This is a genomic window from Streptococcus sp. 29896, assembly GCF_032594915.1.
GTDB lineage: Bacteria > Bacillota > Bacilli > Lactobacillales > Streptococcaceae > Streptococcus > Streptococcus suivaginalis.
Genome location: NZ_CP118733.1, coordinates 1,883,949 through 1,910,653 on the forward strand (window position 1 = coordinate 1,883,949; position 26,705 = coordinate 1,910,653).

Below are 26,705 nucleotides of genomic sequence, written 5' to 3' on the forward strand. Positions count from 1 at the left end.
CTTAATCCGTCAGTAAGCGACGTCCACCACCTGAATAAGCCCCTTGACCACCACCTGAAGGAACCAACTGATCCAAGGAACGACTAATGGATTGATCAACCGCCTCAAATTCGGCAGCCATGGATTGGACTAAAGAGACAAACTCAACCAACTTATGAGAAACCTGAGTACTATAGTCCTTTTCGCGCGAAATATGAGTCGAAGCATCATTATTACCATTGTAGCTAGAAACTCCATCTTTTGTTGCCATGCCAATACCAGATATATTCGATGCACTTGTGGCTATTCCTGTCGCTACTTGTGAAGCAATTTGGCTATTACTCTGAATCATTCTTCCCCCTCCTTACTAATTTTGAGCTTAATAGAATCTCTTCTATTGTGCAAGTATATTTCATCTATCGCAACTTTTGCTTCCTTACTATTATAAGTTTTTTCCAAGAAGTTTTGATCCATTAAACGCATACCCAATAATACATACTGAGCTTCCGTTCGTATTTTCTTAAGAATAGAATCATTACTTACCCCAAGTACTTGATGTTGTCCGCCAATCAATAAATAAAGTTTTACTTTATGAGAAAGCTCAAACAAGCGATTCCATTCATCAGCCGTCACACCCGTGGAGTGGATAAAGTCTGATATTGATGGAATGAGAATCATCCACGGTCTCAAACTTGATATATCTTCGTTGAGGCGTTCTTCCATTTCGAAAAGAAGTTGCTGGCAATAAGTTTTCAAGGTGATTTCATCACTGATATATTGACTAACTTGTTCTCTGTAAGACACAAAATTCTCACTGGAATCAACCAACATAACTTTGAACTCTTTCATTAACTGCGTCACCGACCTCAAGACATGATGGATGAGTACCACTTGGTTCTCCTCAGTATCAGATACCATCAATACATGTTTCAATTTATTCAGTGGTAAACGTACTGCTTCCACATTCTCAAAGTCTAGTCCGATTGGTAGCTCACCACCTGCGACAGCTTCTTGCACGCTTGCTAGGCCCGCAAACTCTTCAAAGCTCAGGCTCTCAGGCATGACTGGTATGCCTTCTGGACGACGACCCGTCCAAGAAGCAGCCATGCTTTTTGCCTCATCCTGTACTGCCTGCACCAGACCAAAGGAGTCCTTGGCATAGGCTGGAAGGGCTACTTGGAAGACCTCAACCTCTTCCAAATGAACCAAGCCTCGACCAGGAACCTCTTCCATCACATGTTGGTGACGACCGACAATGGTACGAGATTCGACGTCATCTGTCAATTTCAATGCCAAACGTGTTTTCAGACTGGCTTGTAAACCTGGGCGAAGAGCCCCACTGCGACCCGCTGTGAGTACCAGATAGATTCCGAGGCTGGCTCCTTCACGTGCCAGAGTTTGTAAGAGAGTTTCCATTTCAGCTCCAAGACTTGCCTCTTTCAAACCGTCAAAATTATCCAAAACCAAGAAGATAACAGGAAGCTCGTCTCCACTTGCCTGCCGATAGAGGGTGAGATTTGGGACGGCATAGCGACTAAAGGCCGCCTTGCGCTTAGCCAACTCTTCCTTAATCCGACGCATGAACTTGGTCAACTTCTCTGTATCCTCCGCCATCAATAGATCCGCAGTATGAGGCAGATCTCTCAACGGCAAGAGTCCGTTGGTACCGAAGTCCAAGAGATAGAAGTGTAGCTCCTCCGGTGTCAGTTGGCGTGCCAAGTCCATCACTAGGGTTTAAACAAAGGTCGATTTCCCCATACCCGGACTAGAGAAGAGGGCGATGTGTCCATCCTTTTCAAAGTCATGTTCCAAGACTTCTTGGCTCTGGCGACTCGGTATATCCACCATCCCCAAGCGTGCAACCAAACCACTTGCCTGTCCCCACAAGTCCTTGAAACCTTGTGGTCGTAGATCTTGCAGGAAGATTTCCTTAGACAGCGGAGGCAACCATGGTTGCGGCAGGGCCTGGATGGACAGGCGCTCTGTCAAGGCTTTCAGCTTACTTACGATGGCTTGAAGCTCACTCGGAACCTCCTTGATGGATTCAGCCTGATCCAGACCTGACAGGTCTTCGTTGAGAATCTCATATTGACCAATGTCATTGATGGCATAGATGGTATGGTCCTCAATCCCCTGCTCATCCTTATCTGGCTGGTAATCAGCCCCAGACCAGGCAGACTGGAAGAGTTCATACACTTCATTATTTCCGACTTGGAGGTAGCCACGACCCACCTGAGTAATCTCAGCCGCATCTGGCGTCTTAAGCATCTCCATGGAGTCGCTCCGATCCGCCACCTTGAGCGCCAGCTTGAAGCGAGAGTTGGACCAGATCTGGTCATCCACCACACCAGATGGCTTCTGAGTAGCTAAGATCAGGTGAATACCCAAACTTCGACCGATACGAGCGGTTGAGACCAGCTCCTTCATGAAGTCAGGTTGGTTGGTCTTGAGCTCCGCAAACTCATCGGAGATCAAGAAGAGATGGGGCATGGGCTCACTCACCTCACCCAGCTTGTACTTCTTCTGGTATTGATTGATATGGTTGACATCATTCTCCGCAAAGAGACGTTGACGGCGCTTCAGCTCCGCATTGATGGACACTAGGGCCCGCATGGACTGGGCGCCATCCAAGTTGGTGATGGTCCCAAGTAAGTGAGGCAGGTCCTTGAAGAGGTTGGCCATGCCCCCGCCCTTATAGTCGATGAGGAGGAAGGCAACATCATGCGGATGGAAATTAACCGCAAGGCTTAAGATATAAGACTGGATGACCTCTGACTTACCAGAACCCGTAGTACCTGCCACCAAACCGTGCGGACCGTGAGCCTTTTCATGTAAGTTCAGATAGACGATATCCTCCTTGCCACGAAGACCCAGAGGTACCGCCAAACTCTTATAAGGCGCATGCTTTTCCCAACGACTGACAACACCCAAGTCCTCAAAGGTCTCAGCCCCGTACATCTCCATAAAGGTCACCGTTTCAGGGATAGAAGACTTAAGGTTCTGTAGGTGATTAAGCGGAGCTAAACGGCGTACCAAGGTCTCCTTGTCGTAGCCAACCGGGAAATGGTCCAAGGCAAAGTCAATCTCACGCAACTGACCCTCCTCCATGACCAGCTGACCAGTGTTTCGATCCTTGATGTTAATGATGGTCTTGATATTCTCAGACAGAGAAGACAGCACATCCTGCACAAAGACCAGGCTACAGCCTAGCTCCGTCGGATCCTCCGTGAAGAACTCCATAATCACATGGTCCAAAATCAACTTCTCATCCGTCACCAAGACCACATAGTGAGGACTGAAGAGGGTCGACTCACGATTGGACTTGTCTTCCTTTTGAGCCCTGCGCAATTTCAAGATCTGATTGAGCGAGTTGAGCACCTGATCATGGGTCCTCTGGTTATAGACAAAACCACGCACATTCATGTCCTGCAAGGTCGCATGAGGCAAGAACCGCATCCAATCCCACTGCTCCTTCTCCTCCTCTGGCATGATGGTAATAAACTGCACATCATGATAGGAATGGAAAAGTGCTATTTGGTTGACCATGAGTTGGAGCTGCTCAATCACCAAAGCCCGCGGACCAATATAGCCGACAGGACCATGGGACAGATTGGCCACAATAGGCATATCTGAAATGGTCTTGTTTTGTTCATAGAGTTGAAAACCCTCCATCTCCAAGGGATCCCGCTTGCCCGACCGTTCCGTCTGAGCATAGGACAGGTCATAAGACACCGGAACCTCACCCAGACCCAAGCGATAATACAAGAAATCAAAATGAAGAGGCGTCTTCTCATAAATCCGATGGTGGTAGCTATCTGCCAGATCCACCAAGGTCTCAATAGCAGGATAATGGTAGAGCTGACCATCTTTCTGCGACTTGGTCAGACCAGCCAACTCCTTGGCCTTATCAGCCAGATAGTCATGATAGAGCCCTTCTCGGTCTCTCAGCTCTTTCTGGTAATCCTTTCTCCCCTTTATATAGCCAGCAATAGACATCCCCAACGTCACAATCGACATGGCGATAGTCGCAAGCACGTAGAGACCACGAGGTTGGAAAATCATGATAACCAATGTAATCCCCACCATCATAAGAGGAGGCAAGATTAGTTTCAACAAACTGTCAGACGGTTTTGAAGGTGCATTCGAAGGAGCATTGATAGCCACCCTGTCTTCTGAACTCCGATAGATAATCCGTGGAGAGCGATGGTAGTCTGGATAATCCTCATAAAAAGCATAGCGCGATGCAGACTTACGAGCCAACTCATCACTAGCCTCTACAGGACCCGCAACCAGGACCTCATCTGCATAAAATTTGAAAAAAGTATCCTCAAAAGCAAGCTCATCTCCAAGAGCCAGCTCCATTTCCCCCTTCTCCATCAGAAGGTTATTGATATAGATGGAGCCCGCCAAACGATAAAGCATCCATGACTGGTCACTGCGTTTGAGCAAGACATGACAACTTGGCCCTGCAAGGACAAAACTATTTCCCGCATGCTGGCCGATCGTTAATTCCTGCTTATCAAGAGGGTCTAGGATCACCTGCTCCGACGGAAGAAGATAGACCACGCCCCCCGCCAAAGACATACCAGATACAAGGTTTCCTTCCACTCCATCATAGTCATAGTAAACTTGTGCTCCATCTAACCAAATCGTCAAAGGAGTATCCAGTGAGGAGACAAAAACCTGTGCCTTTTCTGTGCCTTGAAAAAGAGTCTTTTTTCCAGCAGACACATCCGCCACATAGCGAAAACCATCTTTATAAAAAACTACTGTCTCTGCCATAGCTTACTCCCCGCCCGAGCTCGATGGACTCGTTGATGATGACTCTGTAGAAGAGGTTGAACTAGACGTCGAACTTGTACCTGTTTCCACCTGTGACCCATCTTCATGGTAGTTTTTGGAAAATAGCAGAGCTACTAAACTTAGTTATAAAGAGATAAGATGCAAAGCCTCCTACCTTTGTCAGCAATCAGGCTCAGCTTTAGACCGAGCTTAGCTTGACATCTTATGTATCAAGGAAGAATATATCTTTCCATTATGCCAAAAAATCCAGACAAGGTGACCTTGAACGGTTGAATGTAAGAGAAAATAGTATTCACATTATAATTTCTATATTTTTTAGTTATATCCACCTCTCGCTAGGTCAAAATACCCAGCTAATACTAGCCGGGCAACATACTATTATAAGCTTAGTGAAGGAAACTTACTGACTATCATCTAATTACCGAAGCAGTCCGTAATTAATTGCTCAGAAGTTGACATCAATGAAATAATTTCATCCATTTTTTCTCCAAGAGCGTTAACAGCGACACCTTGATTACTTGAAATCTGAACTTTCATTTCTTCAAACCTTGACTTCATAGACAATAAAACTTCTGAAATACTCAATTGCGCCTTTACAATGGCTTCTAGTCCACTGAGCCCATAAATCGCATCCTCAGCACCTCTTCTAAATGGTTCATATAAGTTTCCTAATGCCCCTACAACTGTATTCACTTTTGTGGAGGCAGTGGTTAGCATTCGATCAATTTCTGAACTCTCACTCTGTAAGCGTGAAATAGCATATGAAATACTAATAAAGTCTCCAACTCGACCATAATAGTGTCTCTCCTTTTCTCCCCATTCTTTATAATAAACATTCGTTGCCATTTGACTATTTAATTTATTACAGCTAGAGATAATCGTAGAAAGCAATGAATTGGTTGAGGAAATTTCAGATGACACCTCGGATAAATAGTTACCAAACTCGGTAGACATTGAATCTGCTAACTCATCTGCTTTTCTATCAATTTGATCATCGTATGCTCTAAGTACACTCATATCATCAAAGACCCCCGTTGATTCTAAAAATGTCTGATAGTCCGTATAGATAGATACATCTACAGGAGAAATCAAGGATAAGTCTAATTTGGTAATATCACTAGCCAGCTGAGCATCTACTGAAATCATTGCATCCTTTATCGTTTCAACAACTTCAACTGTGTAATTTACGCATTGAATAACTGCTTGTAAATTAAAATGGATAACCTCTAAGACCTCGCCAATAGCTAACGGAATTCCGTCTGAATAAGAACTACGATTACCAATTCCTTTGGTAACAGATTCAATCTCTTCCTCAAATGAATTGATAAGTTCCTCTCCCCTTCTTGCGACATTTGTCCGTGTTCCTATTGAAAAAATACCACCATATTTACTTGGACCTACATCGGAGTTATTTCTCGCCACAGACCTCAATTCCCCAGAACCAATGGATAGCCTTGTTAAAGAATTTACAACAGAATTATAGTTCCACGAAGAACCATTTTCTTTGTACCAACTATAGAAAATACTGCTTCCCCAATTGTCAAATCTTCTTGAAAATTCATAGCTATCATACGAAACTATTGTCGAAAGCATAGTTTCTAAATCAACAATCTGCTCAAACGCTGAATCAATATCTTTTACCGCTTGAACTAAGGCGATTGATTCCAACTGCTCCGAAATAGTCTCCTTGTACGACTCCTTGCGCTGGTTCACTCCATCAACTACTTGTTGGTTCGCTGAAATCCCTTCCCCATTGAGCGTGAGAAGATCGGATAGATAGGTGGATATTCCTCGAAGGTTAGTAGCTACCACTTCTAAAACGCCTAAATCTAAGTTAATGGTTGAGCCCGCTCCCCCAGAAGCCCATGCAGGTATAATAGGCGTCTTTACTAAATACTCCGGACTAAGTACAAAATCCGCTACTCCATCTCGGTTGAAGTCCACACTATTTAAATCAGCTAAAACAGCTGTGGTTGTGTAATGCATAGCCTCCATACTATTTTTATACGCGGACATATCATGTTCAATAGGCACATCAATGGCAATCACATTTCCAACGTAGACGGCCTCTAGCTCTGTATCAAACTTTTTAGCCAGAAAATTTAACAATAGATCCTTGGGACCATCTAAATGAAACCCCTTAACAGTGGTTTTTCCATCAAAGTCTATTTCATTTGGTTTTTGATCCCACAAGGCATTTGTTAACGCATCTGCTGTTGTAGAAAAAGTTACCGCATAACCTGAATAATTTGAGATTAGTTGATTGACACGTTGCTCCTCAATCTCCTCCTGAACTATTAACTTATCCAGTTCCTCCTTACTGATCACCTTATAAGAAAGTAGGCGATCGTAGTTCATTTCCAAAAATGTTTTTACACTTACGGATTGCGGAGCCCCTTGATAACCAAACTTATAGGGGGTCTGCTCAACAATAGCCACACGCGTTGAAAGGAAGTCCCCAAAAGAATGTCCAGTAGTAACGGTTACATTGGCCCCACTTTTCTGCACCTCTCGATAAAATGAGGTCGCACTTTCTTCCAACTTCTTCAAAGCTAAACCATTGTTGAACCCTATATTGACATCAGAAATGACGTCAGCACTACCATCCGCATCCATATTTGTCCCGGCATAAGCAATATAGGTTTCCCCAGTTACAGAATCATACACTGCAATGGCAGCTACGCCTGTGGAGGGGTCATAGTAATAATCCTTTAATTCTGTGTTAGGAGGAAGGGGAGCATCCTTTGATTCTAACCTATTTTTTATTTTCTGAAAATCTTCCTTATCTTTATCAAGCAAAGACCTAACATTGTTCACATAATATTCTTCAAATTTATAAACACTGTCTGCAATAGCGGCAGATACCTCAACCCGACGATTTATTTCTTCTCTACTCATCCTCTATATCCTCCATTACGAATTTGAAAACACGAATAATTTCAATATCAGCTTCGTCATATAAGGAATACGTTAGTATATAGGAAAATGTTTTTTCATCATGCCTTGTTTTGCTTACTTCGATTTTAGCAACTGTTGGATCAGTTAATCCATAAGTTTCTATTAGTTTCTTTGTGTAGTCCGAAGGAGTCTTCTCTTGGTAACTCATATCCTTCATATAAGTATTGGGATGGTCCAGTACCTTCACTAGCTCTAGATTATTAAAATAGTCTTCTGAAAAATGGAATTCTTCAAACATCAGTTTTCTATTTACTAACACTTCACTAGTCGTATTTATTTTCAATTCTCCATCTATATAAGTCGTTGGATAACCTTCCGTTTCAGAAACAGACAAATCATAACTCATTCCTTCAAACTGTCCATCTGAGTTGATAGTCAAATCAGTCTGAAATCCCTTGGCACTCTCCATACCATATATCCTCAAACTGTCTTCAATCGAAAGAATATCAAAATTCTCTATCGATTGCTGGTCCAGCACCTCATACATCGGTGCCAACTCTGTTCTAATCTCTGCTTCTTTATTACAACCTGTCAAACCCATTATCATAACACCTCCTAAAATGCACATCATTAGTTTTTTTATTCGATTCATTACTCCGCCACCTGCTTACTAATTTTTACTTTTTGATAGTCTTGGTCATGATATAGATACACTTCATCTACTTTCAAAGTCTCCTCACGACTTGTCATTTTATGTTGTACAATACTTTGATCATATAGTCTTTGAGCAACGATTGCCGTCACCAGATTCTCTTTAATATACTTAATAGATAAATCTGTCTTGAGTAACGATGATTTTTGTGCACCAATTATCAGTTGGACCCCTACTTTGAGTGATTCTTGGTAGAGTTTTATAAAGTCTGAGTAACTCATCTTAGTCTGCTCCAGAAAAGCTATTATATCAGGAATAATGCAGAAACTTACTTTTCGAATAGATTGAGTCTTCCTCTGTTGAATTTCTTGAAACAGAAGTTTCTCAACTCCAATCTCAGCAGTAATAACTCTATCTATAGTCTCACTTGTAAAATTAAACGATGATTGCTCTGATGAAACGTAGATAATTTCTTTTTCTGGCAAAAGAGAAAGAGAATAAGTCACTATATGTTTCATCACACGGCCCACCGTAGATAATTGATCCCCAAAAACCAATAAATGCTTCATAGCTCCAATATTCAAACCAACACTTTCCACATTCTCAAAGTCTAGTCCGATTGGTAGCTCACCACCTGCGACAGCTTCTTGCACGCTTGTTAGACCCGCAAACTCTTCAAAGCTCAGGCTCTCAGGCATGACTGGTATGCCTTCTGGACGACGACCCGTCCAAGAAGCAGCCATGCTTTTTGCCTCATCCTGTACTGCCTGCACCAGACCAAAGGAGTCCTTGGCATAGGCTGGAAGGGCGACTTGGAAGACCTCAACCTCATCCAAATGAACCAAGCCTCGACCAGGAACCTCTTCCATCACATGTTGGTGGCGACCGACAATGGTACGAGATTCGACGTCATCCGTCAATTTCAATGCCAAACGTGTTTTCAGACTGGCTTGTAAAGCTGGGCGAAGAGCCCCACTGCGACCAGCTGTGAGGACCAGGTAGATTCCGAGGCTGGCTCCTTCACGTGCCAGAGTTTGTAAGAGAGTCTCCATTTCAGCTCCAAGGCTTGCCTCTTTCAAACCATCAAAATTATCCAAAACCAAGAAGATAACAGGAAGCTCGTCTCCACTCGCCTGTCGATAGAGGGTGAGATTTGGGACGGCATAGCGACTAAAGGCCGCCTTGCGCTTAGCCAACTCTTCCTTCATCCGACGCATGAACTTGGTCAACTTCTCTGTATCCTCCGCCATCAATAGATCCGCAGTATGAGGCAGATCTCTCAACGGCAAGAGTCCGTTGGTACCGAAGTCCAAGAGATAGAAGTGTAGCTCCTCCGGTGTCAGTTGGCGTGCCAAGTCCATCACTAGGGTTTGAACAAAGGTCGATTTCCCCATACCCGGACTAGAGAACAAGGCGATGTGTCCATCCTTTTCAAAGTCATGTTCCAAGACTTCTTGGCTCTGGCGACTCGGTATATCCACCATCCCCAAGCGTGCAACCAAACCACTTGCCTGTCCCCACAAGTCCTTGAAACCTTGTGGTCGTAGATCTTGCAAGAAGATTTCCTTAGACAGCGGAGGCAACCATGGTTGTGGCAGGGCCTGGATGGACAGGCGCTCTGTCAAGGCTTTCAGCTTACTTACGATGGCTTGAAGCTCACTCGGAACCTCCTTGATGGATTCAGCCTGATCCAGACCTGACAGGTCTTCATTGAGAATCTCATATTGACCGATGTCATTGATGGCATAGATGGTATGGTCCTCAATCCCCTGCTCATCCTTATCTGGCTGGTAATCAGCTCCAGACCAGGCAGACTGGAAGAGTTCATAGACTTCATTGTTTCCGACCTGCAGATAGCCACGACCCACCTGAGTAATCTCAGCCGCATCTGGCGTCTTAAGCATCTCCATGGAGTCGCTCCGATCTGCCACCTTGAGCGCCAGCTTGAAGCGGGAGTTGGACCATATCTGGTCATCCACCACACCAGATGGCTTCTGAGTAGCTAAGATCAGGTGAATACCCAAACTCCGACCGATACGAGCGGTTGAGACCAGCTCCTTCATGAAGTCAGGTTGGTTGGTCTTGAGCTCCGCAAACTCATCGGAGATCAAGAAGAGATGAGGCATAGGCTCACTCACCTCACCCAGCTTGTACTTCTTCTGGTATTGATTGATATGGTTGACATCATTCTCCGCAAAGAGACGTTGACGGCGCTTCAGCTCCGCATTGATGGACACTAGGGCCCGCATGGACTGGGCGCCATCCAAGTTGGTGATGGTCCCAAGTAAGTGAGGCAGGTCCTTGAAGAGGTTGGCCATGCCCCCGCCCTTATAGTCGATGAGGAGGAAGGCAACATCATGCGGATGGAAATTAACCGCAAGGCTTAAGATATAAGACTGGATGACCTCTGACTTACCAGAACCCGTAGTACCTGCCACCAAACCGTGCGGACCGTGAGCCTTTTCATGTAAGTTCAGATAGACGATATCCTCCTTGCCACGAAGACCCAGAGGTACCGCCAAACTCTTATAAGGCGCATGCTTTTCCCAACGACTGACAACACCCAAGTCCTCAAAGGTCTCAGCCCCGTACATCTCCATAAAGGTCACCGTTTCAGGGATAGAAGACTTAAGGTTCTGTAGGTGATTAAGCGGAGCTAAACGGCGTACCAAGGTCTCCTTGTCGTAGCCAACCGGGAAATGGTCCAAGGCAAAGTCAATCTCACGCAACTGACCCTCCTCCATGACCAGCTGACCAGTGTTTCGATCCTTGATGTTAATGATGGTCTTGATATTCTCAGACAGAGAAGACAGCACATCCTGCACAAAGACCAGGCTACAGCCTAGCTCCGTCGGATCCTCCGTGAAGAACTCCATAATCACATGGTCCAAAATCAACTTCTCATCCGTCACCAAGACCACATAGTGAGGACTGAAGAGGGTCGACTCACGATTGGACTTGTCTTCCTTTTGAGCCCTGCGCAATTTCAAGATCTGATTGAGCGAGTTGAGCACCTGATCATGGGTCCTCTGGTTATAGACAAAACCACGCACATTCATGTCCTGCAAGGTCGCATGAGGCAAGAACCGCATCCAATCCCACTGCTCCTTCTCCTCCTCTGGCATGATGGTAATAAACTGCACATCATGATAGGAATGGAAAAGTGCTATTTGGTTGACCATGAGTTGGAGCTGCTCAATCACCAAAGCCCGCGGACCAATATAGCCGACAGGACCATGGGACAGATTGGCCACAATAGGCATATCTGAAATGGTCTTGTTTTGTTCATAGAGTTGAAAACCCTCCATCTCCAAGGGATCCCGCTTGCCCGACCGTTCCGTCTGAGCATAGGACAGGTCATAAGACACCGGAACCTCACCCAGACCCAAGCGATAATACAAGAAATCAAAATGAAGAGGCGTCTTCTCATAAATCCGATGGTGGTAGCTATCTGCCAGATCCACCAAGGTCTCAATAGCAGGATAATGGTAGAGCTGACCATCTTTCTGCGACTTGGTCAGACCAGCCAACTCCTTGGCCTTATCAGCCAGATAGTCATGATAGAGCCCTTCTCGGTCTCTCAGCTCTTTCTGGTAATCCTTTCTCCCCTTTATATAGCCAGCAATAGACATCCCCAACGTCACAATCGACATGGCGATAGTCGCAAGCACGTAGAGACCACGAGGTTGGAAAATCATGATAACCAATGTAATCCCCACCATCATAAGAGGAGGCAAGATTAGTTTCAACAAACTGTCAGACGGTTTTGAAGGTGCATTCGAAGGAGCATTGATAGCCACCCTGTCTTCTGAACTCCGATAGATAATCCGTGGAGAGCGATGGTAGTCTGGATAATCCTCATAAAAAGCATAGCGCGATGCAGACTTACGAGCCAACTCATCACTAGCCTCTACAGGACCCGCAACCAGGACCTCATCTGCATAAAATTTGAAAAAAGTATCCTCAAAAGCAAGCTCATCTCCAAGAGCCAGCTCCATTTCCCCCTTCTCCATCAGAAGGTTATTGATATAGATGGAGCCCGCCAAACGATAAAGCATCCATGACTGGTCACTGCGTTTGAGTAAGACATGACAACTTGACCCTGCAAGGACAAAACTATTGCCCGCATGCTGGCCGATGGTCAATTCCTGCTTATCCAGAGGGTCTAGGATTACCTGTTCCGACGGAAGAAGATAGACCACGCCCCCCGCCAAAGACATACCAGATACAAGCTTTCCTTCCACTCCATCATAGTCATAGCAAACTTGTGCTTCATCTAACCAAATCGTCAAGGGAGTATCCAGTGAGGAGACAAAAACCTGTGCCTTTTCTGTGCCTTGAAAAAGAATCTTTTTCCCAGCAGACACATCCGCCACATAGCGAAAACCATCTTTATAAAAAACTACTGTCTCTGCCATAGCTTACTCCCCGCTCGAGCTCGATGGACTCGTTGATGATGGCTCTGTAGAAGAGGTTGAACTAGAGGTTGAACTAGACGTCGAACTTGTACCTGTTTCCACCTGTGACCCATCTTCATTCAAAATCGTAGTTCGGGTATCCCAATACTTTTGATACTCCGCTTTCAACTCATCCAAGGTTGTTTCCCGCTCTTCTCCCGACAAAGTCGTATTTTCACGAACCTGTTCCATTTGCTGATAAAGAGCATACAAAATCAAATCCGAATCATCCAAACGCTTGGCCAAATCCAAAGCTTCTTGGCTATTACCACGACCAATTTCAATCCAGTAGTCCAAGTATTGCTCATCTGATTTGAGCGTTACATTATTTAAGATAACAGAACGTTGTTCATTACTCAAATCAAACCCTTGGATGTAGGCATAGGCAAGCGTGTATTTTTGAGTGTAGGGAAGATTAGAGACCTCTACCCGCTCCAGCTCACTAATCACCCCAGGATAGTCCACCTTGATGAAGGCCGTATCCGCATCCAGCATTTTTTCCTTGAAGGGATTGTGCATGAAAACTAGATAAATCAGCGGCAAGACCAATAATCCTGCCAGAGCAGAAAGCCAGATGGTCGCATAGCGATAGAGACGGTGCTTAGAGCGAGAAACCCTTGTCAAAGTCGCCTTCTCCTCCTCCAACTTATCCTGAAAATAGCCCTGCAAAAGTCCTTCCAAACTATCCATATCCTCTGCCTTGCGAATGGTATCTAAGAACTCCGGTACAGGAACCACATCCAGCGCACCATTGTAAAGATCCATAAAATCATGCTCTGTAAATAAGGCAAGGATATAAGATTTTAATTGCTTCAACAAATCCGCAGCATCCAAGGTCTGAGGCACCATCTTCTCCGGGATAGCCCGATAGGCTAGTTTGGCCCGACCATCCTTAGTAATAAAGACAGATGACGGATGCACGAAAAAGGTGATTGGCAATTTCAAAGCCTGCTTCAATTCTAAAACATTGAGAGAAAGTCGTAGTTTTTCAGAGACCTCTTTCTCTTTCATGTCCTCAAAGGTTTGCCCAAATGCATCCAGATGATAGGTGAAATGAACTGTATCTTCATCCACCGTCATTTCCTGTTGTAAAAATTGAGGGTGGTGCAGATCCAACAAGAGCAGGTCAGATAGCTCTTGAGTTGCCACATCAGACCGTTTTACATCAAGGTGCCACTCTTTATCACCCTTTAAAAAGACAAATTCCTGTCCACCAAAGACAAATGTTTCTTCTTTCACCCTAAACCTCCAAAACCTCTACAATATCTCCCGTTGTCACAGGATAATCGGCTAATACTTTCCCTTCGTCCAAAATGAACCCCTTATTAACAACATGGAGTTGGTATTTTTTTCTAGCATTCTCTTTTTCGAAGATGCCATCCAACTCCTTGATTAATCTCCTAACCTCAATGTGAGTCGGAATCCGTAAGTCCCTGATTCGTCCTCCATCATGTAAGGTAACATTGATATGCGTCTCCATCTCATCTCCTCCAATAGACCACTAGAAGATTATTCCAGGCCTACTTCATCCTTACCCATCAAATAGGTTGCTAAACTTGCAAGCAATAGAATGCCAACTACAATAGAAGCAAAAAACAGGCCAGAGAGAAGCCCTGCTGGAGCCCCCTCTGTCCCACTATCTACCTTGGTTGTCATCACCTTATGGGTCCGAGTATCAAACAAGGTCCCCACTTGCAAAATATCCGTGCTTGGTTTCTCACCAGTTTGGAATAGGCTATTTAGCTGATGCTCTAATAATACTTGATCAGCTTCTTTTTTGGCAGTCAATTCTGCTTGATCTGGCGCCAGAAACAAAGATTGGACCAGTAAATCCTGACTACCTATTTTCTTTTCTTTTTCTACTTCAATGCGTGAACTATCAATTTGAAGACTATTGTCTCCAAGTTCGGACGCTTCTATCCCAACCGGAAGAAAGAGAACCAGGCAACTAAGAACAAGTGCTATCTTTTTCATTTAATCCTCTTTTTTATTTAGGAATTTTTCCACATCAACAAAAGCATTCAAAGCCGCAAAACCAAGCCCCAATACGAGCGCCGTAGCAATCACTGTCAGACTGGCAGCTTGGCCATCAAAGTAACCAGATAAACTATTTTCTAAAACAGAAAGAGGGTTGATAGCTTTCAGTGTTGCAGGCAGGCCTGTCAAACTAGCAGTTGTACCAATGGCATTGGATAGGTAAATAAAGCTGATAACCATGAAGAAGCTAATCCCCATGCCAAGTCCTTTAGCATTTTTTATCAATAGATACTGACCTTGTGCTAGTAATAGGCTAAACAAGGTAATCATCAGCACCCAAGTCGGGATCAACTCGCTATCAATCTGCAACTGTTGACTTGATACAACCCCGATCAATCCACCGACCAGAAGTGATAGAACGCTGAGCACAGTCACCGTTACTAAATCTGTATCCTCTAGACGGCTGACTTTAAACTTATCTTTCACAGCCTTAATCACACGATGAGTACCAAAAACATAAGCTGCAAACAGGGCCACCATCTCCAAGAGTAAAATCCAGGTGAAAGGTCTGTAGGTGTTGACTGTTGCTTTTACAGATGAAGACGATTCTGTCAATGGTGCAGACAAGAAATCCAAAATCACTTCATTTGGAACACCATTGTCATAGGTATTGCTTAAGACAGAAGTAAAGGTTTTGACAAAGTCGCCATTTTCAGCCAATTCTGATTCAAATCTCTCCATCAAGGAAGTTGCCTCTGAAGAAAGGCGATTTCCACTTTCTTGCGCTGCTTGCACATCATCTGTAAAGGTTGTAAAAATGGTATTAACATTGGTTGCCTCTTCGACGTTTTGAGTTGATAGTGTCTTGACTTCATCAGTAATCGAAAGTGAGGCATCCAGTTCTGTAGCAAGAGCTGCTAGTTCTGTATCATGTGTTCCTTGAAGAGAGGCCTGCTGCTCTTGCCCTTCTGCAATCGCCTGAGCCCGTGCCTTGATGTCATCTAAAAATGCTAATTGATTGGCAATCTGTTGTGCTAAATCAGAATTTGTTGTACTAATATTTTGAAGTTGGTCTGTTAATTCTTGTCTCTGCCCCTCTAACTCAGCTAGTTTATCCTTTAGAGCTTGATCTTGCGCACGCGCTTCTGAATAGGACTGCAGATTTGCTATGATAGAGTCCGTAACTAAAGATGTTAATAAAGATTTTGCATCTTGATGAAAGAAGCTAGACGTCAAACTGCTGCGTTCACCAGTAGTAGGATCCGCAGGATAGTAGTGATTGAACAGATTATTAACCTGATTATATTTTGCAATAATTTCACTAACCTTTGCAGCATAGGCTGCTTCTGCCTTGCGGTAATTTTCCTGATTGTTCAAAAAACTTTCCCAATCAAATCCCGCCGTTGTAATCTCCAAATTATTCACACGGACTCCAACAGTCCCCGTTACCACCTCAGTGCTTGTAACTGGCGCAGCAGTAGAGGTACTTGTTGATGGAGGGGTCACTGCATCTGTTGAGCTTGAATCCGTCGTTGAAGAATCGGATACTGGGGCAGTAACTACTGTTGTTGAGACAGTTGTCGAACTCTTTTCATATTGCAGGGTGACAAGCACAACATTGTCCTTTTGTAGCTCCACAACTTCACTTGGATTGGTATAAGTGGATCCATTTAGTTCCCATGATACCAGGTCAAACCCCGATGGGATATCTAAAGAAAGAGTTGCCTGAGTCGTTGGTGTTGGCACTGTAAAATCTGCGGCTGCTTGAAGATGAGGTTCTAATTCAGCGGCCAATCTCTGTAACTCTGTCAAATCATTAGATGGCGTAAATCCTTCTCCAAATAGGGCTTGTGCAAATGCTGTATCAAATTGAATCTTACCTGTAGCTTGCGAATCTAGCTTGTTTAAGTCAGAAGCCAGGTCTGCAGGGTTCAAACTTGGCAATCCTGCCAATTGATTCAATACCATCTGATCTAAGCTAGCTTTATAGGACGCTAGAGAAACGGGCAGGTCTGTGCTCTTACTCAAAAATGCTTCGAGGTCAATCGTTTCTAAATTCTCACCGTAGTAATTACTGAGGTGTGTCTCAGCAAAACTAGCAATGGCAGCCTCATGTTCTGCTAATTTTGTACTTTCCGCTTCAATGGCGACCTGTAAATCTGCAATAGCCTGATCTAGTTTTGCAACCAGACCTGTATAGCCACTTGCTGAACCGGTTTCATCTGTTGCAGCTGCCCCTAATTGACCCGAAAGTGCTTCTTGAGTCGTCTTGATGGCTGTAAACAGCTGCTCTGTTTCAGCATTGAGCACCGAGCTATTCATCTCTAACAGTGCAACTGTAAATTCTTCCTGGGATAATTTACCTTGATTTCGTTGCTCAATCAAACCAGCTAAATTATCTTTCAAGCCTGTTTGTGCTGTATTCAGACTATCATAGACTGTTACATTGCCAGAAAGTGCTTCTTTTAAGAGATTGTTAGCTGCCAATGTCGAATCTGCCGTTGTGACCAAATTAGGGAACAGTGTCTGAAAATCAACGGCTGTTTGATAAAGATTACTTCGAAAGACAGCGATATTGTTCACCTTTGTATCTGACAAGGTTTGAACATTTCGTTGCGCTTGGTAAAGGTTGCCAAGAATGCTAGCCATATACATATCAATCAATTGACTTTGCAGGTCAGCGATAATTCCTTTTGCCACCTTAACCGCTTCATTCTCAACTTGCAAGTTACCATTTGCATTGATTTTGTAGGTAATTGTCGCTTTATCCACATTGGTATTGTTGATATCCAAGATTTTTGTTGAAAAATCGCTTGGGATGGTCACCACCAATTGGTAAAGCCCTTCTTTTAATCCCTTATCAGCCGTACCACGACTGACAGTTGACCAGTTATGGGCAGTATTTTTTTCGATGTTTTTTGCATAACTAGCACCAAGATTATATTCCGTACCATTTAGGGTTACAGTATTATCTTCATTGACTAGGGCAACATCCAGCTTAATCGTTTGTTGCCCTGCTTCTTGCTCTTTCTTGGAAATACTCGTGTTGTTTTGAACGGCAATATTTAATCCAATGATAGATAGAAGCAAAAGTAAGACCAGCAAAGCATTTCTCCCATACTTCAAAATGCGCTGTTTATCCATTTTTCATATCTCCTTCATCTCGATAAAAAATAGGAAGGCTGGCGCCTTCCTAGCATTTGAACTTCGTCAACCCTTAGCCATTGATTTGCGCTGCAATGTCTGCATCTGTTTGCTCGATAATGTCAGCTACTTTATTCAATTGGGCATTGATATCTCGAAGCAACTCAGAAAATTCAACAATTTTTGGCTTAAGCGCTTCAAATTGAGCATCAAAACTGTCAAAAGCTGTACCTTCCCAGTTTTCACGAATAACAGATTGCTCATTTGACAAAGATGACAAAATAGCATCGATATTATCTGAACCTTCTGTATAGCGAATCGCTGAAGTACGGAGTTCGTCTGGTGTTAATTTAATGCGTGACATAGTGTTCCCCTTTTTTCTATTTATAGGTTCATTGTACATCAATCATAGGTGAAACACAATATATATGCTACTTTATTTATCTATTTTTTATGTGTATTTTGTCCGCTTTTTTCGATCTAGGTAGTGAATCTTTTGATTAGCCGCCAAAAAACAAAAAAAGCCGAAAACTCAGCTTTTTCTTTCTGCACGAATAAAGGTAAAGTAGGTCTGACCTACATCTATTTCAAGATCAGATTTGAAAGGTTATTCAAAAATATTTCCCAACTCTACATCAACTCGGTTTTCTTTAACGTTGATGTCTGTCACGGCTAGAAGGGATTTATAATTGGCTACGTTGCGGTCTCCTTTTTGGTTTTCAGCAAATACTGCTACACCGGCAAGGGTTGAGTCAAATTCGGACAGGAGGCTAATCATACCATTGATGGTACCTCCGTTTTTCAAGAAGTCATCCACAATCAGCACCCGGCTGCCTGCCTTCAGACTACGTTTGGATAAGAACATTTTCTCGATCCGGTCGCTTGAGCCAGATACGTAGTTGACAGAAACGGTTGAACCTTCTGTGATTTTCAAATCACGACGGACAATGACAAAGGGAACATTCAAAACATTGGCAACGGCATTGGCCAAAGGAACACCCTTGGTCGCAACCGTCATAACCGCATCAATTTTCTCATCCTTAAAGGCGTTGGCAATGATACGGCCAACGTTTTTCAAGGTTTGAGGTGTAGACAGCAAGTCAGATGAATAGATATAACCACCTGGAAGGATACGGTTACTTTCAGCCATCTGCTGGCGAAGGTCTTCTGCGATGGCGAGGGACTCTTCTCGTGAAATCGAAGGCGTGAAAATAACCCCACCACTAGCACCTGTAATGGTTTCAATCTGACCGATTGAGCTTTCCTCAAAGGCCTTTTTGATGATGGCAATATCTTCTGAAATAGAAGATTTTGCTGACTCATACTTTTCAGCAAAGGTATTCAAGCTAGTCAATTTGTAAGGATGATTGATTAGATAGTTTGAGATAACAACCATCCGTTCACTGCGTCTCAATTTCATTCGTCCTCTCCTTTTTAGGCTTTTTCCTATTATAACACAAGAAAAATAAAAAGCGAACCATTTTTAGTAAAACAGTTCACTTTTTTCGTTTTTTCTTTCATTTTCAGGCATACCAAGTTGGAACCAAGTGATTAAAGTCCGCATACCATTCTGTGATGGTGGCCGCCTGTTCCTGCATCAAGGGAACTTGGTCAGGATCGACTTGCTCTGCCCAAGAAAGAGCGCCTAGACTATTTACTGTTACATAAAGAGCCATGAGTCTCCAAAATTCCTCTGGAATAGCTCCGTCAAAATAGGCATCTACCTGACCACGCGCAAAGGCTGGAGACAAATCTGCCGTGAAAATCAAACGGTTGAATTCTTCCCAGGGATCTCCTATATCGTAGCGATCAAAGTCTAAGATTTTTAGCTTTCCATCTCTTCCCAGTAGAAAATTCCCTGTATGAAAATCACCATGATGGTAGGTAATTGGTCTCCCTTCAAGCAAGTGACGATTGGCCTGAACAAAGTCTATCATGGCTTGACCATTTGGATAGGAATGACTAGCTGCTTGGTAGGCCTTGATTTTACTGTCAATCTTAGCTTGATAAAAACTGTTCCAGTCCCGTTGACTTTGGTCAATCGGTAGGACATGCAAGGTTCGCAAAATCTGTCCAGCCTGACAACCCAAATCATACAAGACAGAATCAGACAGATCGGAAGCCACTTCATTCATGTCCTGACCTTCCACCCATTCATAAAGGGTGTAAACAGACAAGTCATCCGCCCAAAAACTTAGTGGCTCTGCCACAGGCAAGTCTTTCTCAAACAAGCTTTGAACCAATCGAAACTCTAATCGCTTAGCCTCATAGGCTGGCCGCTCTGCTATTCTCAACAGACCAAAGCGGCCATCTTCTAGCTGGACCTTGTACTTTTGGTCCGTGGACCAGCCTTTGGTGAGGGGTTGTCGAGACACTATCCTAACTACCATTAGTCGATATTGGGCTTATAGAAGGCGCGGTTATCCATGGCAAAGATACGGTTGGTCATCTCGCCTGGGCCGACCTTGTCCAAGGCCGATAGCATCATCATCATTTCCGCATCGATGTTGTCAATCATGTGGAGGATTTCCGCCTCCATAATCTGCGGACGGACAGGGCTACCATACTCCAAGAGGCCGTGGTGGCTGAGGATAACATGGCGCAGAACAGTCACTTCCTCCTTGCTATCGTCGATGCCCAATTCCACCAAAACCTTGGTAATCTCTTCATCAATCAAGGAAATGTGCCCAATCAGATTGCCACGGACAGTGTAGCCTGTGTTATCAGGTCCTGTCAGTTCAATCACCTTGGCTAGGTCATGCAGCATAATTCCTGCAAAGAGCAGGCTCTTATTGAGCTGGGGATAGATGTCACCAATTTTATCAGCCAAACGGACCATGGTCGCCGTATGGAAGGACAAACCTGAATAGAAGGCATGGTGATTGGTCTTGGCCGCTGGATAGGAATAAAATTCCTTGTCGTACTTGCTGTAAAGAGCACGGACAATCCGCTGCCATGTGGCATTTTCGATGCGGAAAATCATCTGGCTCAGATAGTCCTTAGTGTCTTTAACATCCACAGGTGGTTTTTCCTTAAAATCAGCGGGATCGCTCGGCTCCCCCAGCATAGGCAAACGCAGAACCAGTTGATTGACCTGAGGGGTGTTGTTGTAAACTTCACGGCGTCCCTGCATATGAACAACTGTCCCAGCAGTAAAATCCTTGATTTTCCCTGGCTGGGCATCCCAGACCTTGCCTTCAATCTCACCAGTATCATCCTGGAAGGTCAGGGCTAGGTAGTCTTTTCCAGCCCGTGTTTGTCGGACTTCTGCTGACTTGATTAGATAGAATCCTTCGAAGAATTCATCTTTTTTCATTTGGTTAATTTTCATTGTCTTCCTCATCTAGGGGTGGCAGACCAAGTAAACCCTTGGTTTGATCATCTTCGTACAGGTCAATGGTACGAAGACTACGCTCGATAGCGTTGGTGCGAGTGGTTAGGAGTTTGTCAATATTGCTGCTAGCCTGATTGAGTTGTTTCTGAGCCTTAAGCAAGAGGTCAGAAAACTTGCCAAATTCCAGCTTGACATTGCCCAAGACCTTAGAAATATCATCGGCTGACCGTTGAATGTTGAGGGTCTTAAAGCCGACGGAGAGGGAATTGAGCAGGGCAGAAAGTGTGGTCGGTCCTGCTACCACGATATTTTCCTGTCGGCGTAGGTCATCAAAGAAAATGGGATTGCGGACCACTTCTGAATACAGCCCTTCGGTTGGCAAGAACAACACGCCAAAGTTAGTCGTTTCAGGCGGATTAAGGTACTTGCTCTGAATGTCCTTGGCAAAGCGTTTAATAGCAGCCAAGAGATTTTTCCGATGGAGGTCAATCTGATCTTTGTCCCCACTTTCGTAAGCATCTTCCAAGCGGTAGTAATCCGCCAGCGGAAACTTGGAATCGATTGGCAAGTAGATATAGTCGCCTTCCGTCCGTCCTGGTAGCTTGACCGCATACTCCACGCGCTCACTAGAGCCTGAAACCGTGGCAAACTCTCGCTCATATTGGCTAGGTGTCAAAATATCCTCGATAATCTGTCCCAGCTGCAATTCACCCATGATGCCACGGGTTTTGGTGCCAGACAACACCTTGTTAAGACTACCCACATCACGCGCCACCGTCTGCATTTCGCCCAGACCACGATTGACCGATTCCAATTGCTTGGACACCGTTTCAAAGGAGGCTTGTAGGCGGGTTTGCAGGGTTTTCTCTAGCTTTTCCTCAACCGTCTGCCGCATCTCTTCCAGGCGTTTTTCATTGGACTCCTGAATGGCCTGCAAACGGCGGTCGGTGGCATCTCGCGTTTCCAAGTGGCTCTTATTCAGCTCTTGACGGATGTCGGTTAGCTGTTGGTAAAGCTCCGTGCGGAGTCTTTCTACTTCCTGATGAATGGCCTGTTGCTGTTTGAGAGTTGCATTTTCTAGTTGATAGCTGAGCTGATCAGACAAGTTGTCTGCTGTGTCTTCTGCCTGATCTTGCAAAAGCAGGGCCAAGCTCTGCCATTTTCCATAAAGAAAAACCAAGGCGAGCAAGACCAGTATCAGCAAAATAAGTAATACAATATCCATCTAATCCTTATCCTTACTGTAGATAAGGACCACATAGCCCTTATCCAGTTGAATGTCTATGTCTCTATCTATAAATTCGTTAGAGGAATAACATTTTTTGAAAAAATAATTGCTGGCATCCAACGGGTACTTGGCATGACGAATGGTCAGGCGACTCTGGTCCGACGGCATAAAGGAAATGTACTTCATACCAGCAATCGGTGACAAACGGTGCTGACCTGCAGGTCGAAAACGGATAACGTTCTGATCATCTACCAATTCAATCTGCTCCATATAGGTTGCCAAGTCAGGCTCTGCAGCCAGAAAGAGATTAGCCATCATGTGGTCCATGCGGCCACCCAAGGCTCCGTATATGCGAACCTGAGCCTGCGGATAGGCCTTGAAGATTTCCTTTAAAGCCAGCTCCAAGTCTGTATCATCTTTTTCAGCAGGAGCTTGCAAAAAACGCTCTGCTTGATCCTTTACCCGCCCCAACTCTTCAGAAGTCACCGAGTCAAAATCACCCATGGCCCAGTCAAGAGGCAGGGAATGGTCCAGAAGACGAAGAGAGCCAGCATCGACTCCCACGTAAAGATCCGCAGGCTCAGGCAAGAGAGTAAGCGGACCTCCTGCTACCAAGGTCACCTTAGTCATGAAGGGCAGCTCTCAATTTGGCAACGTTGGCATCCAAGTCTCCTTTGAAGAGATAGGAACCTGCCACAAAGACATTGGCACCCGCATTTTTGGCTGAATGAATGGTCTTGTCGTCAATCCCGCCGTCCACTTCGATGTCAAAGTTCAAGCCCTTGGCTTCACGCAGTTTGGCCAAGGCCTCAATCTTCTCAGCCACTTCTGGAATGTAGGCTTGTCCACCAAAACCTGGGTTGACCGTCATGAGCAGAACCTGATCCACCAAGTCGAGCACAGGCTCAATGGTCACAAGTGGTGTACCTGGATTGATGACCACACCCACCTTCATACCAGCGGCACGGATTTTTTGTAGTGTTCCATGTAGATGAACCGTTGCTTCTGCATGAATGGTTAAAATATCTGCACCCGCACGGGCAAAGGTCTCAATATGATTTTCAGGATTGGACACCATGAGATGGCAATCGAAAACCAGCTTGCTATGAGGACGCATAGCCGCAACCACATCCGCCCCAAAGCTGATATTTGGCACAAAATGACCGTCCATGACATCAATGTGCACATACTCCACACCTGTCTTTTCTAGACGCTTGAGCTCTTTTTCAAAATTTGCATAATCTGCCGCCAAAATAGACGGTGCAATCTTATAATATGACATACAGAACCAACTTTCTATTTGAATTTCTTACTTACCTTGGTATAGGTTTCGCGCTGATTTTGGATTTCGCAGAGGAATTGGAGATAATTGTCAAAGCGACTTTGGGAAATGGCAGAGCTGGCAACAGCTTCCTTGACCGCACAATCCGGCTCATGGGTGTGGGTACAGGTCCTAAATTTGCAGTCCTGGCTGCTTTCCGCAATCTCTGGGAAACAATCTGTCAGAGCCTCAGCCTCCTTGACTTCATAGTCTAGGGATGAAAAACCTGGCGTATCCGCAATTTTCCCACCGAAGACATTGTAGAAACTGACCGCACGAGTGGTATGGCGACCACGCCCCAGACTATCTGAAATAGCCCCTGTTTCCAAGGCTAATTCTGGCGCAATGCGATTGAGAAGAGTCGACTTACCAACCCCTGTCTGCCCCATAAAGACCGTCACCTTATCCTGTAATAATGGCGTCAATTCCTCCAAACTATGGACAAATGGATAGCCAATTTTCTCATAGATAGCCTTGAAGGCATCCATTTCCGTCCGATCTTCTACCAAGTCCATCTTAGAGATATAAATAATAGGATCCATGTCCTTCTGTTCCAAAAGCACTAGGAAACGGTCTAGTAGATTGGCATTAAAATCAGGTTCCTTGGCCGACATGATAACCACCGCCTGATCGATATTAACGATAGGAGGTCGAACCAAACTATTCTTCCGCTCATGGATCTTTAAAATATAGCCTTCTGAGTTTTCCTCCGCAGAAAAGTCCACAAAATCACCCACGTAGGGCGTTTGGCCTTTCTTACGAAAATTTCCTCTGGCTCTGGTTTGATAAACAATTCCATTTGCCTCAACATAGTAAAAACCTGCCAAGGCCTTGATAATTCTTCCTTGCAATGAAGACTCCTTTGTGTGTACTTGCTACTATTATAACAAAAATTTCCTTGAAATTATGATGTCGTGCATGATATCTTGCTCCATCAGAAAAATTCATCTTTCAAAGACCAAAACAACTGTTCCCTCTAGCCAAGTCAAGAAAAAAATAGTATAATAAAAAACAAGCGGAGGTGGTGGAACGGCAGACACGCATGCTTCAGGCGCATGTGCCCGTACGGGTGTGAGGGTTCAAATCCCTTCCTCCGCATTATTTATAAAGGATAACCCCAAGTCAAAGTTGATGACTTGGGGTCATTTTTATATCTTCTCATTCAATTTCCCATCACGCATTTCCAAAACCACATCAAACATGTCTAGGATGGCAGGGTCTGATTGGTGCAAGATAGTAATGATGAGTTTGTCCTCCAACTGCAAAAGGTGGGTCAAGACCTGTTTGGTCAAGGCAGGGTCTAAATGGGCGGTCGGTTCATCCAAGAGCAAGATGTCCTTGCCGCTCATCAGGGCACGGAGCAGACACAGGGTATTTTTCTCGCCACCACTCAAGAGACTGGGATCGCTTGTTGTACGCAAGGTGTCCTGTAAACTCGTTGGCAAGCTCCTTAACAAGCCAAGCATGACATCTCTTCCCTTCTCATAGGTTCCAAAAACAGACACATTGTTTTCAAAATCGGTATGGTAAAGATGCTCAAACTGGCTAAGATAGAAGGCGGTAGCTGCTTCCATTTCATGTGAAACATCATGTTCCAAATAAGAAACACTTCCCATGTCCAGAGCCAGTTCCCCTGCCAACACTCGTAGAAAAGTCGATTTCCCGCTGGCTGACGGGCCAATGATGGCATACTTTTTCCCCTTGTCAAACCGATAGGAAAAATCTGCTACCGCTAATTCTCCCACACGATAGGCCACATCCCTGACTTCCAAAGCTGTCACCTTGGGATAGCTTGGCACTTGCTCAGACAAGACTTGACCAGCAAGATAATCTTCTAAATTAGCGACCGTTTCCTTGGTCGAATGGATATAATTGACATCCAAGAGGATGTATTTCATGGGATAGATGAAATTTTCAACATAGCTAAAAGTCGCAATGGCAGCACCGATGGTCAACTTTTTTTGTAGCAAGAGGTAGCCGACCAAGCCAAAAGCCGTTAATTGCACCAAAAACATGGAAAATCCATTGACGACATTGGCCAAGGTCTTGAATTGCCCAAAGCGAAAACGAGCCTGTTCACTTTCTTCTACTGACCGATGGTGGACACGACTGATGGAGCCGAAAGTTTCGGTATTGACACGATTCTTGGCAGAAAAGAGGTCCGTCACCACCTGAAAATAGCTTTCCAAACTCTGTAAAAATGCCCGCTGACGCTGAGAAAGAGGACCAGAAATCAACTTGGGAATGAAGACTGCCAGAGCAGAAGACAGAATAATGCCCACCGCAACCAGCGGATGAACAAAGAGAAAGAGGGAAACCGCATAGATGAGCATGCTCAAACTAGAGCGGATAATGTCCATGAGAGGACTCAGATAACTCTCCTCAATGGTTTCCAAATCGTTGTCAAAAATGGACAGATAGGCAGAGACATTCTTCTCTGAAAATTTGGATAAAGGCTGTGATAACAAGCGGTTTGCCAGGCCTTTTTTAGCCGTGACATAGAACCCCTGAGACACCTTCCACTCATAAACCTGGGAAATGTACTGAAAAACTGAATTAGCAATAATGGTCAAGGCATAGGCCAACAAGAGCCAGACAAGCCCTGTCCAGCCTATCTGAAAAATATGATCAAAAAGATACTTATTTAACTCAGGCAAGACGACATTGGTCAAACTATATAAGATATGGAAAATCAACTGAATGGCAATCACTGTTCTCAATTGATAGATAATCTTTTTCATAACTCCTCCTCTTATTGTCTGGTTTGTATGGCCAACACTAGTAGATACAAGCATGGACAGGCGACTGGAACTAAATCTCAACTCTAAACATCGTCACCACTTATTTATTTTACCACACTCCCATTATGTTTGTTTGATTTTTCACAAAAAACCAAGCCACATCTGGCTTGG

At 44.4% G+C, this 26,705-nt stretch carries 17 protein-coding genes, 1 tRNA gene and 1 pseudogene; 1 reads left to right on the forward strand and 18 read right to left on the reverse strand.

Translation table 11 applies throughout. The features are described 5' to 3' along the window. Position 1: 1 nt before the first annotated feature. From PXH68_RS08585 to rsgA, 17 genes and pseudogenes are all read right to left on the reverse strand, one after another. Positions 2-331 carry a TIGR04197 family type VII secretion effector gene (locus PXH68_RS08585; RefSeq protein WP_158456446.1) on the reverse strand — a complete coding sequence of 110 codons (330 nt, stop codon included), beginning with the start codon at positions 329-331 and terminating at the stop codon, positions 2-4. Beyond that, a pseudogene (essC, locus tag PXH68_RS08590) lies at positions 328-4,761 on the reverse strand (type VII secretion protein EssC). Before essC (PXH68_RS08590) ends, PXH68_RS08585 begins: the two are co-directional and overlap by 4 nt. A 435-nt stretch (positions 4,762-5,196) precedes the next feature. Further along, positions 5,197-7,680, reverse strand: a complete 2,484-nt coding sequence (locus PXH68_RS08595) for an SA1320 family protein (protein WP_052836306.1) — start codon at positions 7,678-7,680, stop codon at positions 5,197-5,199. Beyond that, positions 7,673-8,332, reverse strand: coding sequence for a hypothetical protein (locus tag PXH68_RS08600; RefSeq protein WP_044693880.1), 660 nt, complete (start codon positions 8,330-8,332; stop codon positions 7,673-7,675). The genes PXH68_RS08595 and PXH68_RS08600 overlap by 8 nt, the downstream gene beginning before the upstream one ends. After that, the gene (gene essC / locus PXH68_RS08605) at positions 8,332-12,750 is read right to left on the reverse strand and encodes a type VII secretion protein EssC (RefSeq protein WP_316715654.1); all 4,419 of its coding nucleotides are present in this window, start codon (positions 12,748-12,750) and stop codon (positions 8,332-8,334) included. Before essC (PXH68_RS08605) ends, PXH68_RS08600 begins: the two co-directional genes overlap by 1 nt. Before the next feature lie 3 nt (positions 12,751-12,753). Beyond that, a complete protein-coding gene (essB, locus tag PXH68_RS08610; protein ID WP_248027099.1) occupies positions 12,754-14,028 on the reverse strand; it encodes a type VII secretion protein EssB in 1,275 nt (424 codons plus the stop codon). A 1-nt stretch (position 14,029) separates the two neighbouring features. After that, complete coding sequence (locus PXH68_RS08615; protein ID WP_014638709.1) at positions 14,030-14,269, reverse strand: EsaB/YukD family protein; 240 nt, start codon at positions 14,267-14,269, stop codon at positions 14,030-14,032. 29 nt (positions 14,270-14,298) lie between these two features. After that, a complete protein-coding gene (essA, locus tag PXH68_RS08620) occupies positions 14,299-14,763 on the reverse strand; it encodes a type VII secretion protein EssA (protein WP_024388549.1) in 465 nt (154 codons plus the stop codon). Continuing rightward, a complete protein-coding gene (gene esaA, locus PXH68_RS08625) occupies positions 14,764-17,910 on the reverse strand; it encodes a type VII secretion protein EsaA (RefSeq protein WP_248027097.1) in 3,147 nt (1,048 codons plus the stop codon). Positions 17,911-17,983: 73 nt separating this feature from the next. After that, entirely contained in the window at positions 17,984-18,274 is a 291-nt protein-coding gene (locus PXH68_RS08630; RefSeq protein ID WP_013730614.1) for a WXG100 family type VII secretion target, read from the reverse strand. 243 nt (positions 18,275-18,517) lie between these two features. Next, positions 18,518-19,330, reverse strand: coding sequence for a pur operon repressor (gene purR / locus PXH68_RS08635; RefSeq protein ID WP_158456438.1), 813 nt, complete (start codon positions 19,328-19,330; stop codon positions 18,518-18,520). A gap of 103 nt (positions 19,331-19,433) precedes the next feature. Then, positions 19,434-20,285 (reverse strand): aminoglycoside phosphotransferase family protein, encoded by an 852-nt coding sequence (locus PXH68_RS08640; RefSeq protein WP_248027095.1) that lies wholly within the window; start codon positions 20,283-20,285, stop codon positions 19,434-19,436. 14 nt (positions 20,286-20,299) lie between these two features. Beyond that, a complete protein-coding gene (locus PXH68_RS08645) occupies positions 20,300-21,241 on the reverse strand; it encodes a 3'-5' exoribonuclease YhaM family protein (protein WP_141599312.1) in 942 nt (313 codons plus the stop codon). Continuing rightward, entirely contained in the window at positions 21,231-22,469 is a 1,239-nt protein-coding gene (locus PXH68_RS08650; RefSeq protein WP_205030992.1) for a DNA recombination protein RmuC, read from the reverse strand. Before PXH68_RS08650 ends, PXH68_RS08645 begins: the two co-directional genes overlap by 11 nt. Continuing rightward, on the reverse strand, positions 22,470-23,102 hold the full coding sequence (locus PXH68_RS08655) for a thiamine diphosphokinase (protein WP_248027093.1): 633 nt from the start codon (positions 23,100-23,102) through the stop codon (positions 22,470-22,472). Further along, positions 23,095-23,754, reverse strand: a complete 660-nt coding sequence (gene rpe / locus PXH68_RS08660; protein WP_248027092.1) for a ribulose-phosphate 3-epimerase — start codon at positions 23,752-23,754, stop codon at positions 23,095-23,097. Before rpe ends, PXH68_RS08655 begins: the two co-directional genes overlap by 8 nt. A 14-nt stretch (positions 23,755-23,768) precedes the next feature. After that, the gene (rsgA, locus tag PXH68_RS08665; protein WP_248027090.1) at positions 23,769-24,644 is read right to left on the reverse strand and encodes a ribosome small subunit-dependent GTPase A; all 876 of its coding nucleotides are present in this window, start codon (positions 24,642-24,644) and stop codon (positions 23,769-23,771) included. 164 nt (positions 24,645-24,808) lie between these two features. On the opposite strand from rsgA, the gene PXH68_RS08670 reads away from it, so the two are divergent. Continuing rightward, positions 24,809-24,891, forward strand: a tRNA-Leu gene (locus tag PXH68_RS08670). 50 nt (positions 24,892-24,941) lie between these two features. On the opposite strand, the gene PXH68_RS08675 is transcribed toward PXH68_RS08670, so the two are convergent. Then, positions 24,942-26,534: an ATP-binding cassette domain-containing protein gene (locus tag PXH68_RS08675; protein ID WP_248027088.1), complete on the reverse strand. Its 1,593-nt coding sequence runs from the start codon at positions 26,532-26,534 to the stop codon at positions 24,942-24,944. Positions 26,535-26,705 lie beyond the last annotated feature (171 nt).